This window comes from Escherichia sp. GZ89 (genome assembly GCF_019366485.1).
GTDB classification, from domain to species: Bacteria; Pseudomonadota; Gammaproteobacteria; order Enterobacterales; family Enterobacteriaceae; genus Escherichia; species Escherichia fergusonii.
In genome coordinates, this window is the sequence record NZ_JAEOHX010000002.1 from 190,905 (window position 1) to 210,941 (window position 20,037).

Annotated in this window: 18 protein-coding genes; 5 read left to right on the forward strand and 13 right to left on the reverse strand. The window is 53.2% G+C overall.

Translation table 11 applies throughout. The annotated features are described in order from the left end of the window. Nucleotides 1-238 precede the first annotated feature (238 nt). The 8 genes from hpaA to hpaG all read right to left on the reverse strand — a co-directional run bounded on the left by hpaA (nucleotide 239) and on the right by hpaG (nucleotide 8,304). Nucleotides 239-1,129, reverse strand: coding sequence for a 4-hydroxyphenylacetate catabolism regulatory protein HpaA (hpaA, locus tag K0335_RS05250; protein WP_000332909.1), 891 nt, complete (start codon nucleotides 1,127-1,129; stop codon nucleotides 239-241). Nucleotides 1,130-1,138: 9 nt separating this feature from the next. Beyond that, entirely contained in the window at nucleotides 1,139-2,515 is a 1,377-nt protein-coding gene (gene hpaX, locus K0335_RS05255) for a 4-hydroxyphenylacetate permease (RefSeq protein ID WP_001285750.1), read from the reverse strand. 123 nt (nucleotides 2,516-2,638) lie between these two features. Next, nucleotides 2,639-3,427: a 4-hydroxy-2-oxoheptanedioate aldolase gene (gene hpaI / locus K0335_RS05260; RefSeq protein ID WP_000431705.1), complete on the reverse strand. Its 789-nt coding sequence runs from the start codon at nucleotides 3,425-3,427 to the stop codon at nucleotides 2,639-2,641. Between the two features lie 10 nt (nucleotides 3,428-3,437). Continuing rightward, nucleotides 3,438-4,241 (reverse strand): 2-oxo-hept-4-ene-1,7-dioate hydratase, encoded by an 804-nt coding sequence (gene hpaH, locus K0335_RS05265; RefSeq protein ID WP_000459750.1) that lies wholly within the window; start codon nucleotides 4,239-4,241, stop codon nucleotides 3,438-3,440. A gap of 67 nt (nucleotides 4,242-4,308) precedes the next feature. After that, nucleotides 4,309-4,689: a 5-carboxymethyl-2-hydroxymuconate Delta-isomerase gene (locus K0335_RS05270; protein ID WP_104920089.1), complete on the reverse strand. Its 381-nt coding sequence runs from the start codon at nucleotides 4,687-4,689 to the stop codon at nucleotides 4,309-4,311. A 9-nt stretch (nucleotides 4,690-4,698) separates the two neighbouring features. Continuing rightward, nucleotides 4,699-5,550: a 3,4-dihydroxyphenylacetate 2,3-dioxygenase gene (gene hpaD / locus K0335_RS05275; RefSeq protein ID WP_000516990.1), complete on the reverse strand. Its 852-nt coding sequence runs from the start codon at nucleotides 5,548-5,550 to the stop codon at nucleotides 4,699-4,701. A 1-nt stretch (nucleotide 5,551) separates the two neighbouring features. Continuing rightward, on the reverse strand, nucleotides 5,552-7,018 hold the full coding sequence (gene hpaE, locus K0335_RS05280; protein ID WP_104920091.1) for a 5-carboxymethyl-2-hydroxymuconate semialdehyde dehydrogenase: 1,467 nt from the start codon (nucleotides 7,016-7,018) through the stop codon (nucleotides 5,552-5,554). Beyond that, a complete protein-coding gene (gene hpaG, locus K0335_RS05285) occupies nucleotides 7,015-8,304 on the reverse strand; it encodes a 4-hydroxyphenylacetate degradation bifunctional isomerase/decarboxylase (protein WP_141095961.1) in 1,290 nt (429 codons plus the stop codon). Before hpaG ends, hpaE begins: the two co-directional genes overlap by 4 nt. A 276-nt stretch (nucleotides 8,305-8,580) precedes the next feature. Between hpaG and hpaR the strand changes: the two genes are divergently transcribed. Continuing rightward, a complete protein-coding gene (gene hpaR / locus K0335_RS05290) occupies nucleotides 8,581-9,021 on the forward strand; it encodes a homoprotocatechuate degradation operon regulator HpaR (protein WP_000543926.1) in 441 nt (146 codons plus the stop codon). 89 nt (nucleotides 9,022-9,110) lie between these two features. On the opposite strand, the gene K0335_RS05295 is transcribed toward hpaR, so the two are convergent. Continuing rightward, nucleotides 9,111-10,331 (reverse strand): amino acid deaminase, encoded by a 1,221-nt coding sequence (locus K0335_RS05295; protein ID WP_104920093.1) that lies wholly within the window; start codon nucleotides 10,329-10,331, stop codon nucleotides 9,111-9,113. A 200-nt stretch (nucleotides 10,332-10,531) separates the two neighbouring features. Here K0335_RS05295 and K0335_RS05300 point away from each other — a divergent pair, with 200 nt between their 5' ends. The 3 genes from K0335_RS05300 (at nucleotide 10,532) to K0335_RS05310 (ending at nucleotide 13,945) form a co-directional block, all read left to right on the forward strand. Then, on the forward strand, nucleotides 10,532-11,974 hold the full coding sequence (locus K0335_RS05300) for an amidohydrolase family protein (protein ID WP_104920094.1): 1,443 nt from the start codon (nucleotides 10,532-10,534) through the stop codon (nucleotides 11,972-11,974). A 9-nt stretch (nucleotides 11,975-11,983) separates the two neighbouring features. Next, nucleotides 11,984-12,373 carry a RidA family protein gene (locus K0335_RS05305; RefSeq protein WP_000023754.1) on the forward strand — a complete coding sequence of 130 codons (390 nt, stop codon included), beginning with the start codon at nucleotides 11,984-11,986 and terminating at the stop codon, nucleotides 12,371-12,373. Between the two features lie 102 nt (nucleotides 12,374-12,475). Continuing rightward, the gene (locus tag K0335_RS05310; protein ID WP_104920095.1) at nucleotides 12,476-13,945 is read left to right on the forward strand and encodes a sodium:solute symporter family protein; all 1,470 of its coding nucleotides are present in this window, start codon (nucleotides 12,476-12,478) and stop codon (nucleotides 13,943-13,945) included. Nucleotides 13,946-13,954: 9 nt separating this feature from the next. Here the strand turns inward: K0335_RS05310 and K0335_RS05315 are convergent, their stop codons facing one another. Then, nucleotides 13,955-14,818, reverse strand: coding sequence for a MurR/RpiR family transcriptional regulator (locus K0335_RS05315; RefSeq protein WP_000331730.1), 864 nt, complete (start codon nucleotides 14,816-14,818; stop codon nucleotides 13,955-13,957). A gap of 180 nt (nucleotides 14,819-14,998) precedes the next feature. Here K0335_RS05315 and tsr point away from each other — a divergent pair, with 180 nt between their 5' ends. Then, nucleotides 14,999-16,663, forward strand: coding sequence for a methyl-accepting chemotaxis protein (tsr, locus tag K0335_RS05320; protein WP_000919500.1), 1,665 nt, complete (start codon nucleotides 14,999-15,001; stop codon nucleotides 16,661-16,663). Between the two features lie 180 nt (nucleotides 16,664-16,843). Here tsr and fadH read toward each other — a convergent pair whose 3' ends face one another. From fadH to yjiL, 3 genes are all read right to left on the reverse strand, one after another. Further along, nucleotides 16,844-18,862 (reverse strand): NADPH-dependent 2,4-dienoyl-CoA reductase, encoded by a 2,019-nt coding sequence (fadH, locus tag K0335_RS05325; RefSeq protein ID WP_000121400.1) that lies wholly within the window; start codon nucleotides 18,860-18,862, stop codon nucleotides 16,844-16,846. Nucleotides 18,863-19,009: 147 nt separating this feature from the next. Beyond that, entirely contained in the window at nucleotides 19,010-19,264 is a 255-nt protein-coding gene (locus K0335_RS05330; RefSeq protein ID WP_001206363.1) for a DUF3343 domain-containing protein, read from the reverse strand. Next, a complete protein-coding gene (yjiL, locus tag K0335_RS05335; RefSeq protein ID WP_104920096.1) occupies nucleotides 19,261-20,028 on the reverse strand; it encodes a putative 2-hydroxyacyl-CoA dehydratase activator YjiL in 768 nt (255 codons plus the stop codon). The genes K0335_RS05330 and yjiL overlap by 4 nt, the downstream gene beginning before the upstream one ends. Nucleotides 20,029-20,037: the final 9 nt, after the last annotated feature.

Sequence of the window (20,037 nt, forward strand, 5' to 3'; positions counted from 1 at the left end):
AGTATTAATCGGAATACGATTGTTAATTTTGTGTGTTGTTTTTGTTATTCAATTGAAGCTTGCAGGGGCGATTACGGGAAGAGACTTTTGGGACAATGGCTGGTACTTTTCAGGTAGGGTACGGTTTTGTGATCGAGGTCGCTTTTAGCGATTATTGACGTTACTCAATCCCCTTGCTCCAGGCGGAGAAAGGGGAATAGCAGGTGGTGCCTGGTTTCCCATTAAGGCTAAGGGTTTTTCACGTGACAGGTACTTTTTTGGCGCGATAAGTACTGGGCGAGCAACCGACTAAGCGATTAAAAAAGCGGGCAAAATAAGCCGGATCTTTAAAACCGAGTTGCCAGGCAATATTGTTCACGGCGTTATCAGAAAACAGCAGCAGCCGCTTGGCTTCTCGCAGCTGTCTGTCGAAAATCAACCGTTTTGGCGGACGGTTGGCAAAGCGACGGCAGATGTCCGTGAGTCGTGATTCGGTGATATGCAGTTCGTTAGCGTAATCAGGAACTGTCCAGTGCTGATGAAAATGGCTTTCAATCAGCATATGAAAACGCTGGAACAGTTTTAATTCCCCGCGCATCCCGCTGGCGGCATGGTCGTCGAGTTTTGCGTTACGCAGCAGTAGGGTGAACACTGCCTGTGCCAGTAGCGTCAGGGTGTGTTCCCGTCCAGGCAGTTGTTCCACCGATTCCCGCTCTATCAGTTGCCAATAGTGTTCCAGCGCCGCCAGTTCGTCGGGTTTATCTGCCAGTGACAGGCAAATCCCCGGCAGGCCGAAGGTTTCCCGAGAGCCTGGATAAAGAACTTCCAGCAGGGGCCAGATTAGATCTTCCCGTACCGTCAACACATGACCGTCGGCGTCAGACTCCGTAATAAACGCATGAGGTACTGACGGCGGCGTCAGGACAAACAGGGGCGCTTCCACCGAGTAGCGATGATCGTCAAGCTGTAGCTCAATCTGTCCGCTATTGAGGAAATGCATCTGAAAGTACTGTTCGTGACGATGTGGCAGCATATGGCGGCCAAAAAAGGCCGCCATGCGGGCGAACGACTGATAATGCACATCGTCCGTGCCCAGGCTTTCATCATACTCTTTGCTGATATCAATATTGGCAATCTGACTATCGCACATCGTCGTTCCTTACGGGGTCGCTCGCGGACGGGAGGACTGCATTGGAATCGCCCAGATAATCCCCGCACCAATCACCAGCAGCGCGGCAACAAACCACAATCCACTGTTAAAGCTGCCGGTCAGATCTTTCAGCCAGCCGATCATAAACGGACTCAGAGCCGAACCGATATTGCCAGTAGCGTTGATCACCGCAATACCGATCGCGCGTGCCCGCAGGCTGATGGACTGATCCGGTGTTGTCCAGAAAATTGCCATTGCGCTGAATGATCCGGTCGAAGCCATAATGATCCCCAGCATCTGGATCATATTGTGATCAGTTGCCGAAGCCAGTAACCAACCTGCGGCCGCGAACAAATAAGGAAGGGCGGTGTGGTGCCTTCGTTCCTGGCAGCGATCTGAGTGACGGCTCCAGTAGATCATCCCGAGAATGGTACAAATCTGCGGTACGGCCGCCAGCAGACCGATGGTGATATTACTGCTGCCCTGATTAAAGCTTTGCAGGATCTGCGGTGTCCAGATGCTGATCGCACTAAGTGTGTTGGTCAGGCAGAAATACGCCAGGGTATACATCATCACCACCGGAGTGAAGATCTCCCGCCACATGCTGCGTTGTTGCATGGCGTGGTGGCTGATGGCTCCCTCTGGCTGCACCAGCGTCAGACGATCGTTATCCATCATCTCTTGCAGGCATTTTTTGTCTTCTTTCGTCAGCCACTTAGCTTTATCCGGTGAGTCATCAAGCCAGAACCACACCATGACGCCGAGTAATACCGACGGGAAGCCTTCCAGCAAAAACAGCCACTGCCAGCCTTTTAGTGCCAATACGCCATCCAGCGACAAAATGTAGCCGGAAACGATAGATCCCAACGCTGTCGTTACCGGCATTGCCACCATAAACAAGGCGTTGGCACGGGCGCGGAAGTAGGCCGGAAACCAGAAGGTTAAATACAGCAGAATGCCAGGCAGGAAGCCGGCTTCGGTAATGCCAACCAGTATACGCAGTACGTATAAGCTGGTGGGGCCAGTGGCAAACATGGTGGCAGTAGAGGCGATGCCCCAAAGCACCATTATGGTGGCGATCCAGCGTCGCGCACCGACAATACTCAGCATAATGTTGCTGGGAATGCCGAAGATGACGTAAGCGGCGTAGAACAGGGTGGTGGCGAGGCCAAACATGGTGGCGCTCAGACCGAGGTCGCGCCCCATCGTCAGTCCGGCAAAGCCGATGTTGATGCGATCAAGGAACGAGAAGATAAACAGCACGAACAGAAAGATGATTAGGCGGCGAAACAACTTCTTAATAACCGCCTGTTGTCCGGCAGTCAGCGCTTTATGCTGATTCGCCGGATCGATACTTTCCGGTATGGCAGGTGAGGTGTCGCTCATTTTTCTTCCTCTAATGGGATTTTTGTAGGGTACGACAAGGTTTATGGCAGATGCAGCACAAACGCCTTATCCGGCCTACGGTTTGGTGCGCGTGTAGGCTGGATAAGCGCAGCGCATCCGGCATTAATACACGCCGGGCTTCACGGTCGTGGCCTGCGCGCCAAACCGTGCTGCCAGTGCTTCGGCGGCGCGGGCGAGCAGGGTGGTGTCAACGCCGACGGCGACAAACAGCGCGCCCAGTTCCAGATAGCGTTTTGCCAGTTGCTCATTGGCGATCAGGATCCCCGGCGCTTTGCCCGCTTCACGGATCTGCACGATCGCCTGTTCAATCGCGGCCTGCACTTCCGGGTGCTGCGGATTACCGGCATAACCCATATCGGCGCTCAGATCCGCCGGGCCGATAAACACGCCGTCGACACCTTCCACGTCCAGAATCTGCGGTAGGTTCTTCATTGCCTCACGCGTTTCGATCTGCACCAGCACGCACATTTGATCATTGGCTTTTTGCAGGTAATCAGGAATGCGATTCCAGCGTGAGGCGCGTGCCAGCGCACTGCCCACACCACGAATACCGGCGGGGGGATAACGGGTGGCGCGTACCGCTTCACGGGCTTCGTCGGCGTTTTGTACCATCGGCACCAGTAAGGTTTGTGTGCCGACGTCCAGCAGTTGTTTGATTTGCACCGGATCGTTCCACGACGGACGTACTACCGGCTGGCTGGGGTAGGGCGCAATCGCCTGTAGCTGGGTGAGCACTGTTTGCACGTTATTCGGCGCGTGTTCACCGTCTATCAACAACCAGTCGAATCCTGCTCCGGCCAGTAACTCTGCGCTGTAGCTGCTACTCAGCCCCAGCCATAATCCGATCTGTGGTCGGCCTGCTTTCAGCGCCGCTTTAAAGCTGTTTTCCATCGTTCTCTCCTTAAACAAAGCGGCAGCTAATGGAACCCATGTTGCCGTAATCGACGTGAAAGGTGTCGCCTTTACGCGCCGGAACCGGTCGGGTGAACGAGCCGCCGAGAATGATTTGTCCGGCTTCCAGTTGTACGTCATACGGTGCGAGTTTGTTCGCCAGCCAGGCCACGCCGTTTGCCGGATGATTTAGCACACCAGCAGCGACGCCGGTTTCTTCAATCACGCCATTGCGATACATCAGGGCGGAGATCCAACGCAGATCCAGTTCGTCAGGTTTGATAGGACGACCGCCGAGGATCACCCCGGCATTAGCGGCGTTATCGGAAATAGTGTCGAACACTTTGCGCGGGCGCTGGGTTTCTGGATCGATGTTGTGGCAGCGAGCGTCGATCAACTCCAACGCCGGGATCACATAGTCCGTGGCGTTGTAAACGTCGAACAGCGTGCAGTTTGGCCCACGCAGCGGTTTTGCCAGCACGAAAGCCAGCTCCACTTCGATGCGCGGCACGATAAAGCGATCGGTCGGGATATCGCTGCCATCGTGGAAGAACATGTCATCCAGCAGGGCACCGTAGTCGGGTTCGCTGATCTGCGAGCTGGCCTGCATCGCTTTCGAGGTCAGGCCGATTTTGTGGCCTTTCAGCGTGCGGCCTTCGGCAATTTTCAGGCGGACCCATTCGCGCTGTACTGCGTAGGCGTCTTCGATGGTGATCTCCGGGTAATCGAGGGAGATCGCGCGGATCTGTTCGCGCTGTTTTTCTGCCTGATCCAGACGCTGGGCGATCAGGGTGTGGGTGTGTTTATCGAACATAGCGATATCCTGTGGCATTGCCGGATGCGGCTGCGCCTTATCATCCGGCCTGGAAGCTGGTGCAAATTTATTTAAACAACGCGTGTACGTTGTTCTGTTTGAAATTCAACGTTGGGTGCAGCTCTGCAATCTCAAATGAAAGCGCCAGGTAACGGCTCTCCATCAGTGAGGCGAAGTGCGTTTTAATCAGATCAAACAGCATTTCGCCCACTTCCTGACGGCTTTCCAGACTGCGCCCGCTGCCGATTTTTAGCGTCATATGCACAAAGGCGTAATCGTGCTTGCCATCAGCCATTTGCCAGGTATCGATCCAGTGCGCCCGGCTACGTATTCCCCCAAGCGGAAAAATCCCCGTCGCCGCCAGTGTGGTGTTAACACTGGCAAACAGCTCAGGTAAGCGGGCTTCTTCACGGATATTTTCGGTACATTCCACGATAAAGTGCGGCATGGTGGTTCCTTATGCGGGCAGCGGGAAAACAGCGTTAACCTGACCGGTGCCAGAGCTTGGGAACAGCTCGGTAATAAACTCCACCTTGCCATCGTATTTATCCCAGCCAAGCATCCCCAGCAGCATCACCGTGTCGTGCATATTGCCTTCGCCGTAGCAGTAGTCGGCATACTCCGGCAGCATATTGCAGAACTCTTTGAACTGGCCTTCGCGCCACAGCTTAACCACGCGCTCGTCCATCTGGCGGTCGAACTCGCGGGTGTAGCTGTTCATCCCTTCTTCCGCACGCTGATCGTCAATAAAGCGGTGCGATAACGAACCGCTGGCAAGGACCGCCACGGTGCCGTCGTACTGTTCGATCGCTTTCAGAATCGCTTCGCCCAGCTTGCGGCTGTCGGCAAAATCATGGACGGTACAGAATGCGGAGATGGAGACCACTTTGAAGTGCTTGTCTTCATTCATGTAACGCATTGGCACCAGCGTGCCGTATTCCAGTTTCAGACTGGGAATGTTGTGCGCTTTTGCCCGCACGCCGAGTTTTAATGCTTCATCAGCAATCAGCTGTCCTAACTCCGGGTTGCCCTCGTAGTTGTAGGTCATATCGCGGATAAAATGCGGCAGCTCGTTACTGGTGTAGACGCCTTCAAAATGGTCTGCACAGTTGATGTGATAAGCACTGTTCACCAGCCAGTGGGTATCGAAAACGATAATGGTATCGACGCCCATTTCCCGGCAACGCTTGCTGATCTCTTTATGCCCGTCGATCGCGCCCTGGCGACAGCCGTGGTTTTTCCCTGGCAGTTCAGAGAGATACATCGACGGTACGTGCGTGATCTTGGCGGCTAACGCTAACTTACCCATATCAGACTCCCCATTTCGGAATTGGATGGTCACCCATGGAAATGCAGACGTTCTTCATTTCCGCGAACACTTCGAAGCTGTACTCACCGCCTTCACGCCCGGTGCCGGAGGCTTTTACGCCGCCAAACGGCTGGCGCAGGTCGCGCACGTTCTGGGTGTTGACGAACACCATACCCGCTTCGATGCCACGCGCCAGGCGTAACACTTTGCTGACATCCTGTGTCCAGATGTACGACGCGAGGCCGTACTCCACGTCGTTTGCCAGGCGAAGACCTTCGGCTTCGTCTTTAAACGGCAGCAGGCAGGCGACCGGCCCGAAAATTTCTTCCTGGGCGACGCGCATACGGTTATCAACGTCTGCCAGCACCGTTGGGCGCAGGAAGTTTCCGCCTTTCAGGTGTGCAGGCAGGTCAGACGGTTTATCCGGGCCGCCCGCCAGCAGGGTTGCGCCTTCTTCAATGCCGAGACGGATATAGCCGGAAACTTTATCCCAGTGTTGCTGGCTGATAAGCGCCCCAACCTGGGTGTTGGGATCGTTCGGATCGCCCACGCGCAGACGGTTGGCGCGTTCGGCAAAGCGTTTAACGAATTCCGGGTAGATGCTTTGCTGAATAAAGATGCGCGAACCGGCGGTGCAGCGTTCGCCGTTGATCGAGAAGATGGTGAACAGGGCGGCGTCCAGCGCGCGCTCAATATCGGCATCTTCAAAAATCAGCACCGGCGATTTACCGCCCAGTTCCATGGAGTATTTTTTCAGCCCGGCGTTTTTCATGATGTTGCGCCCGGTGGCCGTACCGCCGGTGAACGACACGGCACGTACGTCATGATGACGGACCAGCGCATCGCCTGCGGTTGCGCCGTAGCCCTGTACCACGTTCAGCACGCCCGCCGGAATACCGGCTTCCAGCGCCAGCTCACCCAGGCGGTCAGCGGTTAGCGGGGAGAGTTCCGACATTTTCAGCACCGCGGTATTGCCCAGCGCCAGACACGGCGCAACCTTCCAGGTGGCGGTCATAAACGGCACGTTCCACGGCGACACCAGCGCACAAACGCCCACCGGCTGCACCAGCGTGTAGTTGAGCATCTTGTCGTCGACCGGATAGGTCTTGCCGTTCATCTGCTGGCAGACTTCCGCGAAAAATTCAAAGTTGTGAGAAGCGCGTGGGATCAACACATTTTTGGTCTGATGGATCGGCAGGCCCGTGTCAGCGGTTTCCATCGCGGCGATCTCTGGCACGTTCTGGTCGATCAGTGAGCCCAGACGGCGCATCAGTCGCGCACGCTCTTTCATCGGCAGATTGGCCCATTTCGGGAACGCCTCTTTCGCTGCTGCTACTGCCTGATTGATCTCCGCTTCACCGCCAGAGGCCACATCCGCCAGCACTTCACCCGTTGCTGGATTAGTAGTCTGGAAGTAGTCGTTACCTGCAACATTTTTGCCGTTGATCCAATGATTTACTTTTTTCATTTCGCTGTATCCTCACTCACAATTCGGTTCACCAGGCGGCCCACGCCTTCTACTTCCACCACTACTTCATCGCCAGGCACCACGTCAGATAAGCCTTTTGGTGTGCCGGTGGCGATCATGTCGCCCGGATTCAGGGTCATAAATTCGCTTAAATAGGCGATCAGGAAAGGCACGCTGAAGATCAGATCGGCGGTGGTGCCTTGCTGGCGTAACTCGCCGTTGACGAAGGTGCGAAGGGTCAGATTATGCGGGTCCGGGATCGCCTCTTTCGGCACGATGGTTGAAAGCATCGGCGTCAGTCCGTCGCGGCTTTTTACCCGCAGGTTAGGGCGGTAGTAGTTTTCCAGATAGTCGCGAATGGCGTAGTCGTTACACACGGTGTAGCCCGCGACATAATCCATAGCATCGGCTTCGCTGACGTAACGCGCCTGCTTGCCAATCACCACCACCAGCTCCGCTTCGTAGTGCATGTATTCAATATTGTTCGGGCGCACGGAGGTCTGGTTATCGCCAGTGAGGGTATTCGGCGCTTTCAGGAACACCAGCGGCTCTTCCGGTGGTTTAAATTCCAGTTCGCTGGCGTGGTCGGCGTAGTTCAGGCCGAGGGCAAACAGCGTGCCGTGCGGGTGTGGCAGCGTTGGGAAGGTTTTGTGTGTGGTCACTTCATGTTCGTCCACTACCGGATTTTCCAGCGACGGGAAACCTTCTGCGAGAACACGAACGCGATCGCCTGGCTGTATTTCCACGCGCGCCTGTGGCGTGCCGAGCAGAATGGCATCGCCAGGATTTAGTGTGGCAAATTCGCTGAGGGCGCTCAGCAACTGTGCGGCGTTACGTTGTAAATCGGCGGTATTCCAGTGATCGGCAGGACGCCCGTTGATCTCGGTATAGATGGTCAGATTATCGACATTGCTGAGAGCCACGGTTTCACCAATGGGGCAGAATCCATCACGACATTTTGCTTTGATTGCCGGGCGGTAAAAGCTCTCTTCCGGCAGGCTGACGTCGTTAGCCAGCGCGTATCCGGCGATGTACTCTGCCGCATCTTCTTCGCGTACTTTCGTCGCCTTTTTTCCCACAATCAGCGCAACTGTCGCACCACTCAGTACCTTTTCACCCTGCGGAAAGGGAATCGGCTCACCGCTACTAATCACCGTATTGCGCGGTTTAATAAACCAGACCGCAGTTTTAGGCGGGGCTTTGTAGGGGGATTGCTGGAACGCTTCCTGCCATGCATCAAGCTGGCTGCGATGGTTCAACGCTACGGCGAAGATAGTGCCTTTCATTACCACTCCTCAGATCTCTGGCCGATCCTAATTTCATTAATATGTTAATGAACAGTTTTATTATCTGGTGAAGCAATAAGCAAAATAAAGTGAACGAATTGTGATGTTGATAACATTTAATTTACACACCTAATGTGAATATTATTTAAAATCAATTAATTAAATAGATTTGTGGAAGTTTGCTACACTGAGTGGTCTGAGAAACCGGTTGCTGAGTGGGCTATGGCCTGCTAATTGTTTCGTTATTAATGATTTTCTGAAACTTGGGGTTGTACCATGCACGATTCTTTAACCATTGCGTTGCTCCAGGCGCGTGAAGTGGCGATGAGTTATTTTCGTCCTATTGTTAAGCGCCACAATTTGACTGAACAGCAGTGGCGCATCGTGCGTATTCTGGCGGAAGGAAAGTCGATGGATTTTCACGATCTGGCTTATCGCGCCTGTATTTTGCGCCCAAGCCTGACCGGTATCCTTACGCGGATGGAGCGCGACGGCCTGGTGCTACGCTTAAAACCGATTAATGATCAGCGCAAGCTATATGTTTCATTAACTCAGGAAGGGCAGACGCTCTATTCCCACGCGCAGGCGCAGGTTGAAGAGGCTTATAGACAAATTGAAGCGCAGTTCACCGCTGAGAAAATGCAGCAGTTAACCGTGTTGCTGGAGGAGTTTATTACCCTGGGAAAAGGCGGTGATGAAACGTGTGGGGAAGCGTAAGAGCGGTATCCCGGAGATATCTCTCCGGGATTGATCCTCTAAATAATTCGAGTCGCAGTACATGCAACTTGAAGTATGGCGAGCAGAAATCAAAACAATGTATCCAGCTCTGCCAGTACGTTGTAGTCGTCATCAGTCAATAACAACGCTTTCCATTTGTCGAAGGTCAGGCACGGATGCGATGTGCCAAACACCAGAATATCCCCCACTTGCACGTCGCTATTAGCTGACAGTTGCAACATGCAGTGCTGATCCATAATGCCTGTACTGCGAATCGCCTGTGGATCAAATGCCAGTAATTTGCCGTTGCGATAGTGGGCGACTGGTTGCGGCAGTCCGGCGTCGAAGGCGCAATCACGCTTACCAAAATTAACCACCGCACGAGCAGCTTCCGGCACCGATTGCACCATGGCGACCAGTTCCAGCGCAGATGTGAGATCGCCTGCCAGATCGCAGGCCACAGGATCGCGGGCAAGCAACTGTTGTTGTGCCGCGTCGTAGATCCCGGTGTCGTGAGTGATGTAGCAGCCAGGGCGAATAACAATGCGGCAGTTATCAGGCTTTTCTGCCGCCAGCCAGATATTGCACACCACGTCATACCAGACCGTGCCTGCTCCGGTGAGAATAAACTCGCCATCAACCAGACTTGCCATATCACAGGCCAGTTGTGCGGCATCCCGCAGCAGTGCTTCTACCTGCGGTTGTGGATCGTCACCGTGTAAAACGCCTTCATATAACTCAAGCCCCCGCAGGCGTAACCCCGGTAATTGGACCGCCTGTTTAGCCAGTGCCAGTGCGGCATCCGTTGAGCGGCAACCACAGCGCCCGCCGGGAACACCCAGCTCAATCATCACGTTCAGTGTCTGTTGCTGACTGGCAAAAAAGGCAGACAAAGCGCGGGCGTTCTCAATGCTGTCGATACAGCAGATAAAATCGACCGTCGGGTAATGTCGTTGCAACCGGGCAATCAACTGCATATTCGCCTTGCCGACCAGTTGGTTAACCATCAGCACTCGCTGAATACCGCTCGCCATTGCCGCATCAGCCTGCCATGCGCTACCGACACCTATTGCCCAGGCGCCTGCCGCCTGCTGCGCCTGAAAAATCCACGGCGTCATGGTGGTTTTACCGTGCGGTGCCAGCGAAACGCCGCGCGCGTCAGCATAACGCTGCATCCACGCAATGTTGTTCTCCAGGGCCTGCTTTTTAATGATCGCGGCAGGTAAACAGACATCTTCGGCAAGGAGATTTGCGGGCATTTGCATCAGGGCAGATTTATGGGGAACCAGAGGTTCAGAGTGGTATTTCATAACATTCACCTTTTAAGTTTTTCACCGTATCGGATATGAGTATCATTTGTAACTAAATGAAATATAAATATTTAATTTATTTATCTTATGATTTATGAATAAAAGTATCAGAAAATCATCTGGGTTTTGCGTAGTTTTCCACTGTTTTTCATCCTTGTAAATGGTTAACTTGTCACCATTGCAGAAATGGAGTGACGAACATGCAGGTTGACTGGTTATTCAAAAATGTGACCGTTATCGACGGTAGCGGCGGCCCTGAATTTCGCGGTGACGTGGCAATAACAGGTGATCGGATTGTCGATATTGCCCCTGCGCTTAACGTTACGGCGCAGCAGGTCATTGACGGGGAAGGGCGGGTACTGGCACCAGGGTTTATCGACGTTCATACCCATGACGATATCAACGTTATTCGCATCCCGGAATATCTGCCAAAAATCAGCCAGGGGATCACCACGGTGATTGTCGGTAACTGCGGGATCAGTGCGGCGTCGGCGAAAATGAAAGGTGAAGTTCCTGACCCGATGAATCTGCTGGGGGAAGCAGAGCACTTTATTTATCCTACCGTTGAAAGCTATGCCCAGGCAGTGGAAGCAGCCAGGCCGTCACTGAACGTTGGCACGCTGATTGGTCATACGGCGCTGCGTAATAACCATATGGACGACCTGTTTCGCCCGGCGACGGCGGATGAAATTGCCGCCATGCGCGCCGACTTACGTCTGGCGTTGAGTCAGGGGGCGCTGGGGTTAAGTTCCGGGCTGGCCTATGCAACGGCATTTCAGGCGACTACCGAAGAAGTCATGGCGCTGGCGGAAGAATTAGCCGGTGAGAAGGGCGTTTATACCACCCATCTGCGTTCTGAATTTGAACCGATTCTCGATGCCCTGGATGAGGCGTTTCGTATTGGGCGTCATGGCAAAGTGCCTGTCGTGGTTTCCCACCATAAATGCGCCGGGGCGAAAAACTGGGGGCGGACAAAAGAAACGTTGGCCTTTTTTGACCAAATGCGTCAACACCAGGAAATTGGCTGCGATGTCTACCCTTACTCAGCCAGCTCTTCAACGCTGGATCTCAAACAAGTCACCGACGAATTCGATATTGTGATCACCTGGTCACAAACACATCCGCAGCAGGCCGGGAAAACACTGGCGCAAATCGCCATCGACTGGCAGATGAGTATGCTGGAGGCCGCGAAGCTGCTAATGCCTGCCGGGGCTATCTATTACAACATGGACGAGCGCGACGTCCGCCGAGTGTTGAGTTATCCGGTCAGTATGATTGGCTCTGACGGCCTGCCCAATGATCCCATGCCGCATCCACGTTTATGGGGCGCCTTCCCTCGCGTGCTGGGCCACTATTGCCGTGATGAAGGCTTATTCCCACTGACCACGGCTATCCACAAAATGACCGGGCTTTCTGCCAGCCGTTTTCGCCTGCCCCAGCGTGGACTGGTGAAAGTCGGTTATTTTGCGGACCTGGTGTTGTTCGATCCACAAACCATTCGTGATGTTGCCAGCTTTTCTGATCCCAAACGCCCGGCAGATGGCATTGAGGCGGTGATGGTGAACGGCGTTATGAGCTATGGTCGCGATAAACATATTACAGGCCGTGCGGGACGCTTCCTGCGCCGGCAGACCTCACATTAAGGAGTGAATATGAGCATTAAACGTTACGGTACGGAAGGTGGAACAGGCACTGGCGGGCAGCATTTGCCTTTTGCCAGGGCGGTTGAGGCGGGCGGCTGGCTGTACGTCTCCGGGCAAACACCCATGAAAAACGGTGAAGTGGTAGAAGGCGGAATCGTTGAACAGTCACGACTGGCGATCCAAAACTGTGTCGACATCATGACTGAAGCCGGTTATAGCCTGGCGGATGTGGTTCACGTGAAAGTGATCCTGACCGACGCCCGCTATTTCCAGTCATTTAATAAAGTATTCAGAGAATTTTTTGGCGAGAATCCGCCTGCACGTATTTGTTGTGTGGCTGATCTGGTTGTCGATTGTAAAGTCGAAGTCGATGTGACCTGTTATAACGCGACCCGCTAATAAATTTAAGAATTAAAAAAACAGACCGCAATTGAGTGCTGAATACATTCAGCACTCCGGGAACTCTTACATTATTCTCTCTCTACTGGCAGGATGTGAATTATGAACAGTCATATCTTTTTAGTCGGCTTTATTATTTATGCCATCGCCATGATTTGGCTTGGTTGGTTTGTTTCTCGTAATCAGAAAAGCGGAGAAGATTTTCTGCTGGGCGGGCGTTCGCTGCCGCTGTTTCTGACGCTGGGGTCAACCGTTGCCACGATGGTTGGCACGGGTTCCAGTATGGGCGCAGTGGGCTTTGGCTACAGCAATGGCTGGGCCGGAATGCTTTATGGCGTCGGTGGAGCCGTAGGTATATTACTGGTGGCGTGGCTGTTTGCACCGGTACGTAAATTACGTTTTATGACCATGAGTGAAGAAATATCTTATTATACTGGCGGCAGCCATTTAATTAAAAATATTGTCGGCCTGATGATATTTATTGCCTCTATTGGCTGGCTGGGAGCGCATATATTAGGTGGCAGTATGTATCTTGCCTGGGCGACGGGTATTGATCTTACTGTAGCAAAATTAATTATCGCTTTGGCCTTTGCGATTTACGTTATTATCGGCGGTTATTCGGCGGTAGTGTGGACAGACACTATTCAGGCCCTAATTTTGTTCTTTGGCTTTATATTAATGGCTATTCTTGCCGTTGTTCACGTTGGTGGCTGGAGTGCGATTGAACAGGCGATGGACCCAAAAGCGATGAGCCTGTTTGCGATTGATAAAATGGGCGTGCTGCCTGCGCTTTCGCTGGCGCTGGTTATTGGCGTAGGTGTGCTGGCCACACCGTCCTATCGCCAGCGTATCTACTCGGGCAAAGATGTTCCCTCTGTACGCCGTTCGTTTGTTATTACTGGCGTGTTGTATCTGTTCTTCTCGATTCTGCCTGCCATTATCGGCATGGCGGCGTTCACCATGAACCCAAATCTGGAAAACAGCAACTACGCCTTCTTGTTCGCGACCAGTTTCTTACCTGCCATTCTTGGGCTGGTGGTGCTGATTGCCGGGCTTTCAGCCACCATGTCTTCCGCCAGCTCCGATGCCATCGCGGCGGTGGCGATTATGATGCGCGACGTCTACACCATGATTACCGGCAGAATGCCGCCGGAGGACAAGGCCATTACTTACTCACGCTGGATGTTGACCTTTGTTATTGGCCTGGCGCTGGTCTTTGCTCTGACCTCTAATGACATCATCAGCTACATTACCAAAATGATTTCGATGCTGATGTCCGGGCTGTTTATCTGCTCGATTCTCGGTCGCTTCTGGCTACGCTTTAACTGGCAGGGTGCGCTGGCGGCGTTAGTGAGCGGTATGGTGATGTCAATTGTGGTGCTGATGAATGCCGACTGGCTGGCTTACTGGGGTAACCCGTGTATTCCGTCAGTGCTGGGCAGCCTGGTCGCTGGCGTAGTGGTGACGTTGGTAACGCCAGCAAGTCAGGTCAGCCGGGAAGAAGCTTTGGCTATTATCACCAATGAGCGTGAAAACCAGAGTATCGTGATCACCAAACCTGAAGAAGCATAACCGACAATGCTAATCGCCAAGTGGCTGGCGGTTAGCGCCCCCACGGTGGCTGTCTAACACCAGTTTTATCCGCCGCAGGCGATCTTTCGCCTGCGCTTTATTTGCCATTGCCAGTTCTGTTGCCAGTACATCGACCATGGCTAACATCGCGTAGCGGGAAGGGGTGGGCTTAAAGATGTAATCACTTTCCTGAACCAGTAACGGCAATACCAGATCCACCTGTTCCGCCAGCGGTGTTTGTGCTGGCGTAATGGCAATAACACGCGCGCCATACTGACGGGCGATTGCCGCACTTTCGATGATTTCCGGTGTATAACCGCCCAGCGACAGCACAATCACCACATCCTGCGGCATCACTGCCGAGCACATCATTCTCATCATCAGGGCATCATTCTGACTAACCACAGGTAGCCCCAGACGGAATAAACGGTACTGAATCTCCTGTGAACAGATGGTGGAACCGCCGCCAGTTCCCAATGCAAGAATTTGCCGCGCCTGACTTAACCAGCTTACCGCCTGGCTAATGGCGTTCATATCCAGCGAACGACGATGCGTTTCCAGCACGCTGATAATTGATTCGTAGATCCCCTGAACACCGTCAAGATCCGGTACATCGAGAATAAATCGCTGCCCGATAGCCAGTGACTGCGCCAGTTTGACTTTCAGCTCGCGGACATCTTTACACCCCAGAGCACGGGCAAAACGCGTCACCGACGCCTGACTGGTTTGCGTTAACCGCGCCAGCTCAGCAATAGGCAGTTCCACCGCGGCGGGGACATCATCAAGAATAAATTGTGCGATACGCTTTTCAGTGGCGGTTAACGCCATAAACCGTTCGGTAATACAGGAGATGATATCGATGCTATAAGCCATGGGAGTATCACTGATTCGAAGACAATTGGTACTTTGTACCATAAACAGCCGCGACAGAGTGTGATATCGCTAAAAACGCAGGCTGACAGCGATAAAATGCGCCTTTTGAACGTGCCAAAACATAAAGTTTTTTCGTCTCAGGCCGACAACCAGAGTATCTGTCTAGTGGAACGAGAAAATATGTTAAAACGTATCAAAATTGTCACCAGCTTACTGTTGGTACTTGCCATTTTTGGCCTTTTACAACTGACATCGGGTGGTCTGTTCTTTAGTGCACTTAAGAACGACAAAGAGAACTTTACCGTTTTGCAGACGATTCGCCAGCAACAGTCAACGTTGAATGGCAGCTGGGTCGCACTGCTGCAAACGCGAAATACCCTTAACCGGGCGGGCATTCGCTACATGATGGATCAGAACAATATTGGTAGCGGTGCTACGGTGACTGAACTGATGCAGTTGGCGAGCATTTCTTTAAAGCAGGCGGAAAAAAACTGGGCCGAATACGAAGCTCTGCCACTCGATCCCCGTCAGAGCGAAACGGCCGCTATTGAAATTAAACGAAATTACGATATCTACCACAATGCGCTGGCGGAACTGATTCAGTTGCTGGGGGCGGGCAAGATTAACGAATTTTTTGATCAGCCGACTCAGAGCTATCAGAACGGTTTCGAAAAACAGTATATCGAATGGATGCAGCAAAACGATCGCCTGTATGACATTGCCGTAGAGGATAATGACAGCTCTTACAGCCATGCAATGTTGCTGCTGGCGGGAATTTTGATTGCTGTTCTGGCTGTTATTGTTGCCGTCTGGTTTGGTATTAAACACTCACTGGTTGAGCCGATGAACCGCCTGGTGGACAGCATTCGCCATATTGCCGGGGGGGATCTGGTAAAACCCATCGATGTGGATGGCGATAATGAAGTGGGGCAACTGGCAGATAGCCTTCGTCATATGCAGAGCGAACTGGTGCGTACCGTCGGTGATGTGCGCAACGGGGCAGATGCCATTTACAGCGGGGCAAGTGAGATTGCCATGGGCAACAATGATCTCTCTTCTCGTACCGAGCAGCAGGCCGCTTCGCTGGAAGAAACCGCAGCCAGCATGGAACAACTGACCGCGACGGTTAAACAGAACGCTGAAAACGCGCGTCAGGCCAGTCATCTGGCGTTGAGTGCTTCAGAAACAGCACAACGTGGCGGGAAAGTGGTGGATAACGTGGTACAAACCATGCGTGATATCTCCACCAGTTCGCAGAAAATCGCCGATATTATCAGCGTAATTGACGGTATTGCTTTCCAGACCAATATCCTGGCGCTGAATGCGGCAGTTGAAGCGGCGCGTGCCGGTGAGCAAGGTCGTGGATTTGCCGTCGTTGCCGGAGAAGTTCGCACCCTTGCAAGCCGTAGTGCTCAGGCGGCGCGGGAAATTAAAAGCCTGATTGAAGATTCCGTTAGCCGGGTAGATACGGGATCGACTCTGGTTGAAAGTGCCGGGGAAACAATGGCTGAGATCGTCAATGCCGTGACCCGTGTGACCGATATCATGGGTGAAATTGCCTCGGCCTCTGATGAGCAGAGTCGTGGTATTGATCAGGTAGGGCTGGCTGTTGCTGAGATGGATCGCGTAACTCAGCAGAACGCCGCGCTGGTGGAAGAATCTGCCGCCGCCGCCGCCGCGCTGGAAGAACAAGCCAGCCGCCTGAACGAAGCCGTAGCGGTATTTCGCATCCACCATGAGCAACAACGCGCACGTGAAAGTGCAGTGGTGAAAACCGTTACCGCACCAGCGGCTCCCCGCAAAGCTGCCGTGGCAGATAACAGCGATAACTGGGAAACGTTTTAAGTAAGGAATACATTCGCTAAGATTGGTAACAAAGTACGCTTTTGGCCTTGAAAATTATTTAAATTCAATATGTTGCATGAAAATCAGGTCGGATAAGCGTAGCGCATCAGGCAATCTTAAGTTTGTCAGTAGTCTCGCCGGATGAGTGCTTCATCCGGTTTTGCTTAAAAGCTGGAGAGATTAAATCTCCAGCGCCAGTTTTGTCCCCTGAGCTATCGCCCGACGCGCGTCCAGCTCCATCGCCACATCACAGCCACCGATCAGATGCACGGTTTTTCCGGCGTCGATCAGTGGCTGTGCCAGGGCGCGGTTTGGCTCTTGTCCGGCACAGATCACCACATGATCTACCGCTAAAAGCTGACTTTCACCGTTGATCATCACATGCAGCCCGTCATCGTCGATTTTCTGATAACTCACGCCAGGGATCATTTTCACGCCGCGCGAGAGCAGAGTGGTGCGATGGATCCAGCCAGTGGTTTTTCCTAATCCTTGTCCGGGCTTGCTGGTTTTGCGCTGGAGCATCACGATTTGTCGTGGGCTACGGGGGATCTGCACACCTTGTGGACTTAAACCGCCAGCTTGTTGCAGGCTGCTGTCGATGCCCCATTCGCTACAAAATTCGGCGACATTCTGGCTGGTGGATTCACCCGGCTGGCTGAGATACATCGCAGTATCAAAACCAATCCCCCCGCAGCCGATAATTGCCACTTTCTTGCCTGTGGGGGCTTTGTCGCGCAGTACATCGAGATAATTCAATACTTTTGGATGGTCGATCCCATCGATGGGCGGAATACGCGGTACGATGCCGCTGGCGAGGATCGTCTCATCGAATGCTTGTAACTGATCTGCCGTCACGGTGTGATTGAGTTTTAGCGTCACGCCCGTTACTTCGATCATTCGTCGGTAGTAGCGTAGCGTTTCGTAAAACTCCTCTTTGCCGGGGATCTGTTTGGCGATATTAAACTGTCCGCCGATCTCGCTGTGGGCGTCAAACAATGTTACCTGATGCCCACGTGCCGCTGCGTTGATAGCAAATGCCAGCCCGGCCGGACCGGCACCGACCACTGCCAGTGTTTTGATTTGCACGGCGGGAATTATCGGCATTTTCGTTTCATGGCAGGCGCGAGGATTTACCAGACATGAGGTGACTTTGCCAACGAAGATCTGATCGAGGCAGGCCTGGTTGCAGCCAATACAGGTGTTGATCTCATCGGCACGGCCTGCCTGCGCTTTTGACAGCAGCTCCGCATCGGCAAGAAACGGTCGCGCCATCGACACCATATCCGCATCGCCACGCGAGAGAATATCGTCGGCAACTTGCGGATCGTTAATACGGTTGGTGGTCACCAGTGGCAGCGAGACGTGACCTTTGAGTTTGCGCGTTACCCAGCTAAATGCCCCGCGCGGCACAGCGGTGGCGATGGTAGGGATTCGTGCTTCATGCCAGCCAATTCCGGTGTTGATTATGGTCGCGCCTGCCGCTTCAATGGCTTGCGCCAGTTCTATCGTTTCAGCAAAGGTGCTGCCATTTTCCACCAGATCGAGCATCGACAGACGATAGATGATAATAAAGTCGTTACCGACGCGCTCGCGCACCGCGCGTACCACTTCAACGGCAAATCGCATCCGATTACGATAATCGCCGCCCCACTGGTCGTTACGCTGGTTGGTGCGCAGAGTCAGAAATTCGTTGATCAGATACCCTTCGGATCCCATCACTTCTACGCCATCGTAACCTGCTTCTCTCGCCAGTTGCGCACAACGGGCGAAACTGTCAATCAGCTGCACGATCTCCTGGTGAGTTAATTCATGGGGAACGAAGCGATTGATGGGGGCCTGTAAAGCTGATGGCGCCACCAGATGTGGCTGATAACTGTAGCGCCCGGTATGCAAGATTTGCAGAGCGATTTTGCCTCCCTCTAAATGCACCGCCTCAGTAATCGTACGATGGTGCGGGATCTGGCTGGCATCATTCAGCATTGCGCCCCCTGCCATTCCCACACCTGTCGCATCCGGGGCAATGCCACCGCTCACAATCAGCGCCACGCCATGACGGGCGCGTTCAGCATAAAATGCCGCCAGCCGTTCGGCACCGTCCGGGTATTCCTCCAGCCCGGTATGCATCGAGCCCATCAACACGCGGTTTTTTAAAGTGGTAAAGCCCAAATCAAGCGGGGCGAACAGCGACGGGTAGCTCATAAAATTTTCCAGTATGTAAAATAATTGTTATGTGGTCGGATGAGTTCTAATTTAGCCGTCAGCATAGAAAAGGGAAAAGGGGAATGTAGGGTTTGTGATGGGATTCAAAAAAGCGTGCTGGATGTACAGCACGCAGAAGAATAATACTCAGGTCGTGGCAGGCCACGAGGCAATACAGTGCCAGCTATCATCCTGTTGGCAGTAGATGGATTCGGTAAAACCGGGTATTACCCATTGCAGTTCTTCCCCTGGATTACAGCTCAACCAGATACACAGCCCGCAACCGCCACGCAAATCACGGGGAATATCGGCAACACGAAAAGGGACTCCCGCAGCCTGTAATGCTTTGCGGGTTTTAATCACCCCTGGTGTTGAATGAAACAGAAACAAACACTCTCTCATCGGCGTGTTCTCTGCCGTTGACCTACCAGGGCCGCACCGATTGCACCCGCAAATTGTGCGTCGGGATGCGTATGCACAGGCATTGCCAAGTGACTTTCCAGCATGTGGGCAAAGGTGTGGCAATGGCTGACACCACCAGTGAACAACAAGGGCGCTTCACACGAAAGACGACCAATAAAATTGGCACTGCGGCGCGCCATTGCATTAATCACGCCTGCGAGAATGTTTTCGGGGGCCACGCCAGCCGAACGTAAACTGATCACTTCAGATTCAGCAAATACCGTACACATACTACTGATCGCGTGCGGTTGTACGTCTTTGGTGATGCTGTCGAGTTGCTCGACGCTGGTGCCCAGTGTCCGGGAAATGACTTCCAAAAAACGCCCGGTGCCTGCCGCACATTTGTCGTTCATCAGGAAGTCGCTCAGGTTGCCTTCGTCATCCAGTTGGATAACTTTGCTGTCCTGCCCGCCAATGTCGATCACTGCACGCGTCTTTGGTGCAAGAAAACGCGCCCCCAGTCCGTGACAAGAGATTTCTGTCACTTGTTTATCTGCAAAATCAACTAATTGCCGCCCATAACCTGTCAGTGTCAGAAAAGGTGTGCTCACCAGTCCGGCACGCAGTGTATCCCATGCTTCAATAATCGCAGCGGCCGGGCGAAACGGTGTCGGACAGAGAAAACGGCGCATAATCACGCCGTCTGCCAGTAAGATCCCCTTGGTGGCGGTGGAGCCAGAATCAATCCCTATTGAATACGTCACAACCTACCT

Coding starts and splice junctions, on each gene's coding strand:
- hpaA (WP_000332909.1), bottom strand. CDS start 1,129: ATGTGCGATAGTCAGATTGCCAATATTGATATCAGCAAAGAGTATGAT.
- hpaX (WP_001285750.1), bottom strand. CDS start 2,515: ATGAGCGACACCTCACCTGCCATACCGGAAAGTATCGATCCGGCGAAT.
- hpaI (WP_000431705.1), bottom strand. CDS start 3,427: ATGGAAAACAGCTTTAAAGCGGCGCTGAAAGCAGGCCGACCACAGATC.
- hpaH (WP_000459750.1), bottom strand. CDS start 4,241: ATGTTCGATAAACACACCCACACCCTGATCGCCCAGCGTCTGGATCAG.
- K0335_RS05270 (WP_104920089.1), bottom strand. CDS start 4,689: ATGCCGCACTTTATCGTGGAATGTACCGAAAATATCCGTGAAGAAGCC.
- hpaD (WP_000516990.1), bottom strand. CDS start 5,550: ATGGGTAAGTTAGCGTTAGCCGCCAAGATCACGCACGTACCGTCGATG.
- hpaE (WP_104920091.1), bottom strand. CDS start 7,018: ATGAAAAAAGTAAATCATTGGATCAACGGCAAAAATGTTGCAGGTAAC.
- hpaG (WP_141095961.1), bottom strand. CDS start 8,304: ATGAAAGGCACTATCTTCGCCGTAGCGTTGAACCATCGCAGCCAGCTT.
- hpaR (WP_000543926.1), top strand. CDS start 8,581: ATGCACGATTCTTTAACCATTGCGTTGCTCCAGGCGCGTGAAGTGGCG.
- K0335_RS05295 (WP_104920093.1), bottom strand. CDS start 10,331: ATGAAATACCACTCTGAACCTCTGGTTCCCCATAAATCTGCCCTGATG.
- K0335_RS05300 (WP_104920094.1), top strand. CDS start 10,532: ATGCAGGTTGACTGGTTATTCAAAAATGTGACCGTTATCGACGGTAGC.
- K0335_RS05305 (WP_000023754.1), top strand. CDS start 11,984: ATGAGCATTAAACGTTACGGTACGGAAGGTGGAACAGGCACTGGCGGG.
- K0335_RS05310 (WP_104920095.1), top strand. CDS start 12,476: ATGAACAGTCATATCTTTTTAGTCGGCTTTATTATTTATGCCATCGCC.
- K0335_RS05315 (WP_000331730.1), bottom strand. CDS start 14,818: ATGGCTTATAGCATCGATATCATCTCCTGTATTACCGAACGGTTTATG.
- tsr (WP_000919500.1), top strand. CDS start 14,999: ATGTTAAAACGTATCAAAATTGTCACCAGCTTACTGTTGGTACTTGCC.
- fadH (WP_000121400.1), bottom strand. CDS start 18,862: ATGAGCTACCCGTCGCTGTTCGCCCCGCTTGATTTGGGCTTTACCACT.
- K0335_RS05330 (WP_001206363.1), bottom strand. CDS start 19,264: ATGAGAGAGTGTTTGTTTCTGTTTCATTCAACACCAGGGGTGATTAAA.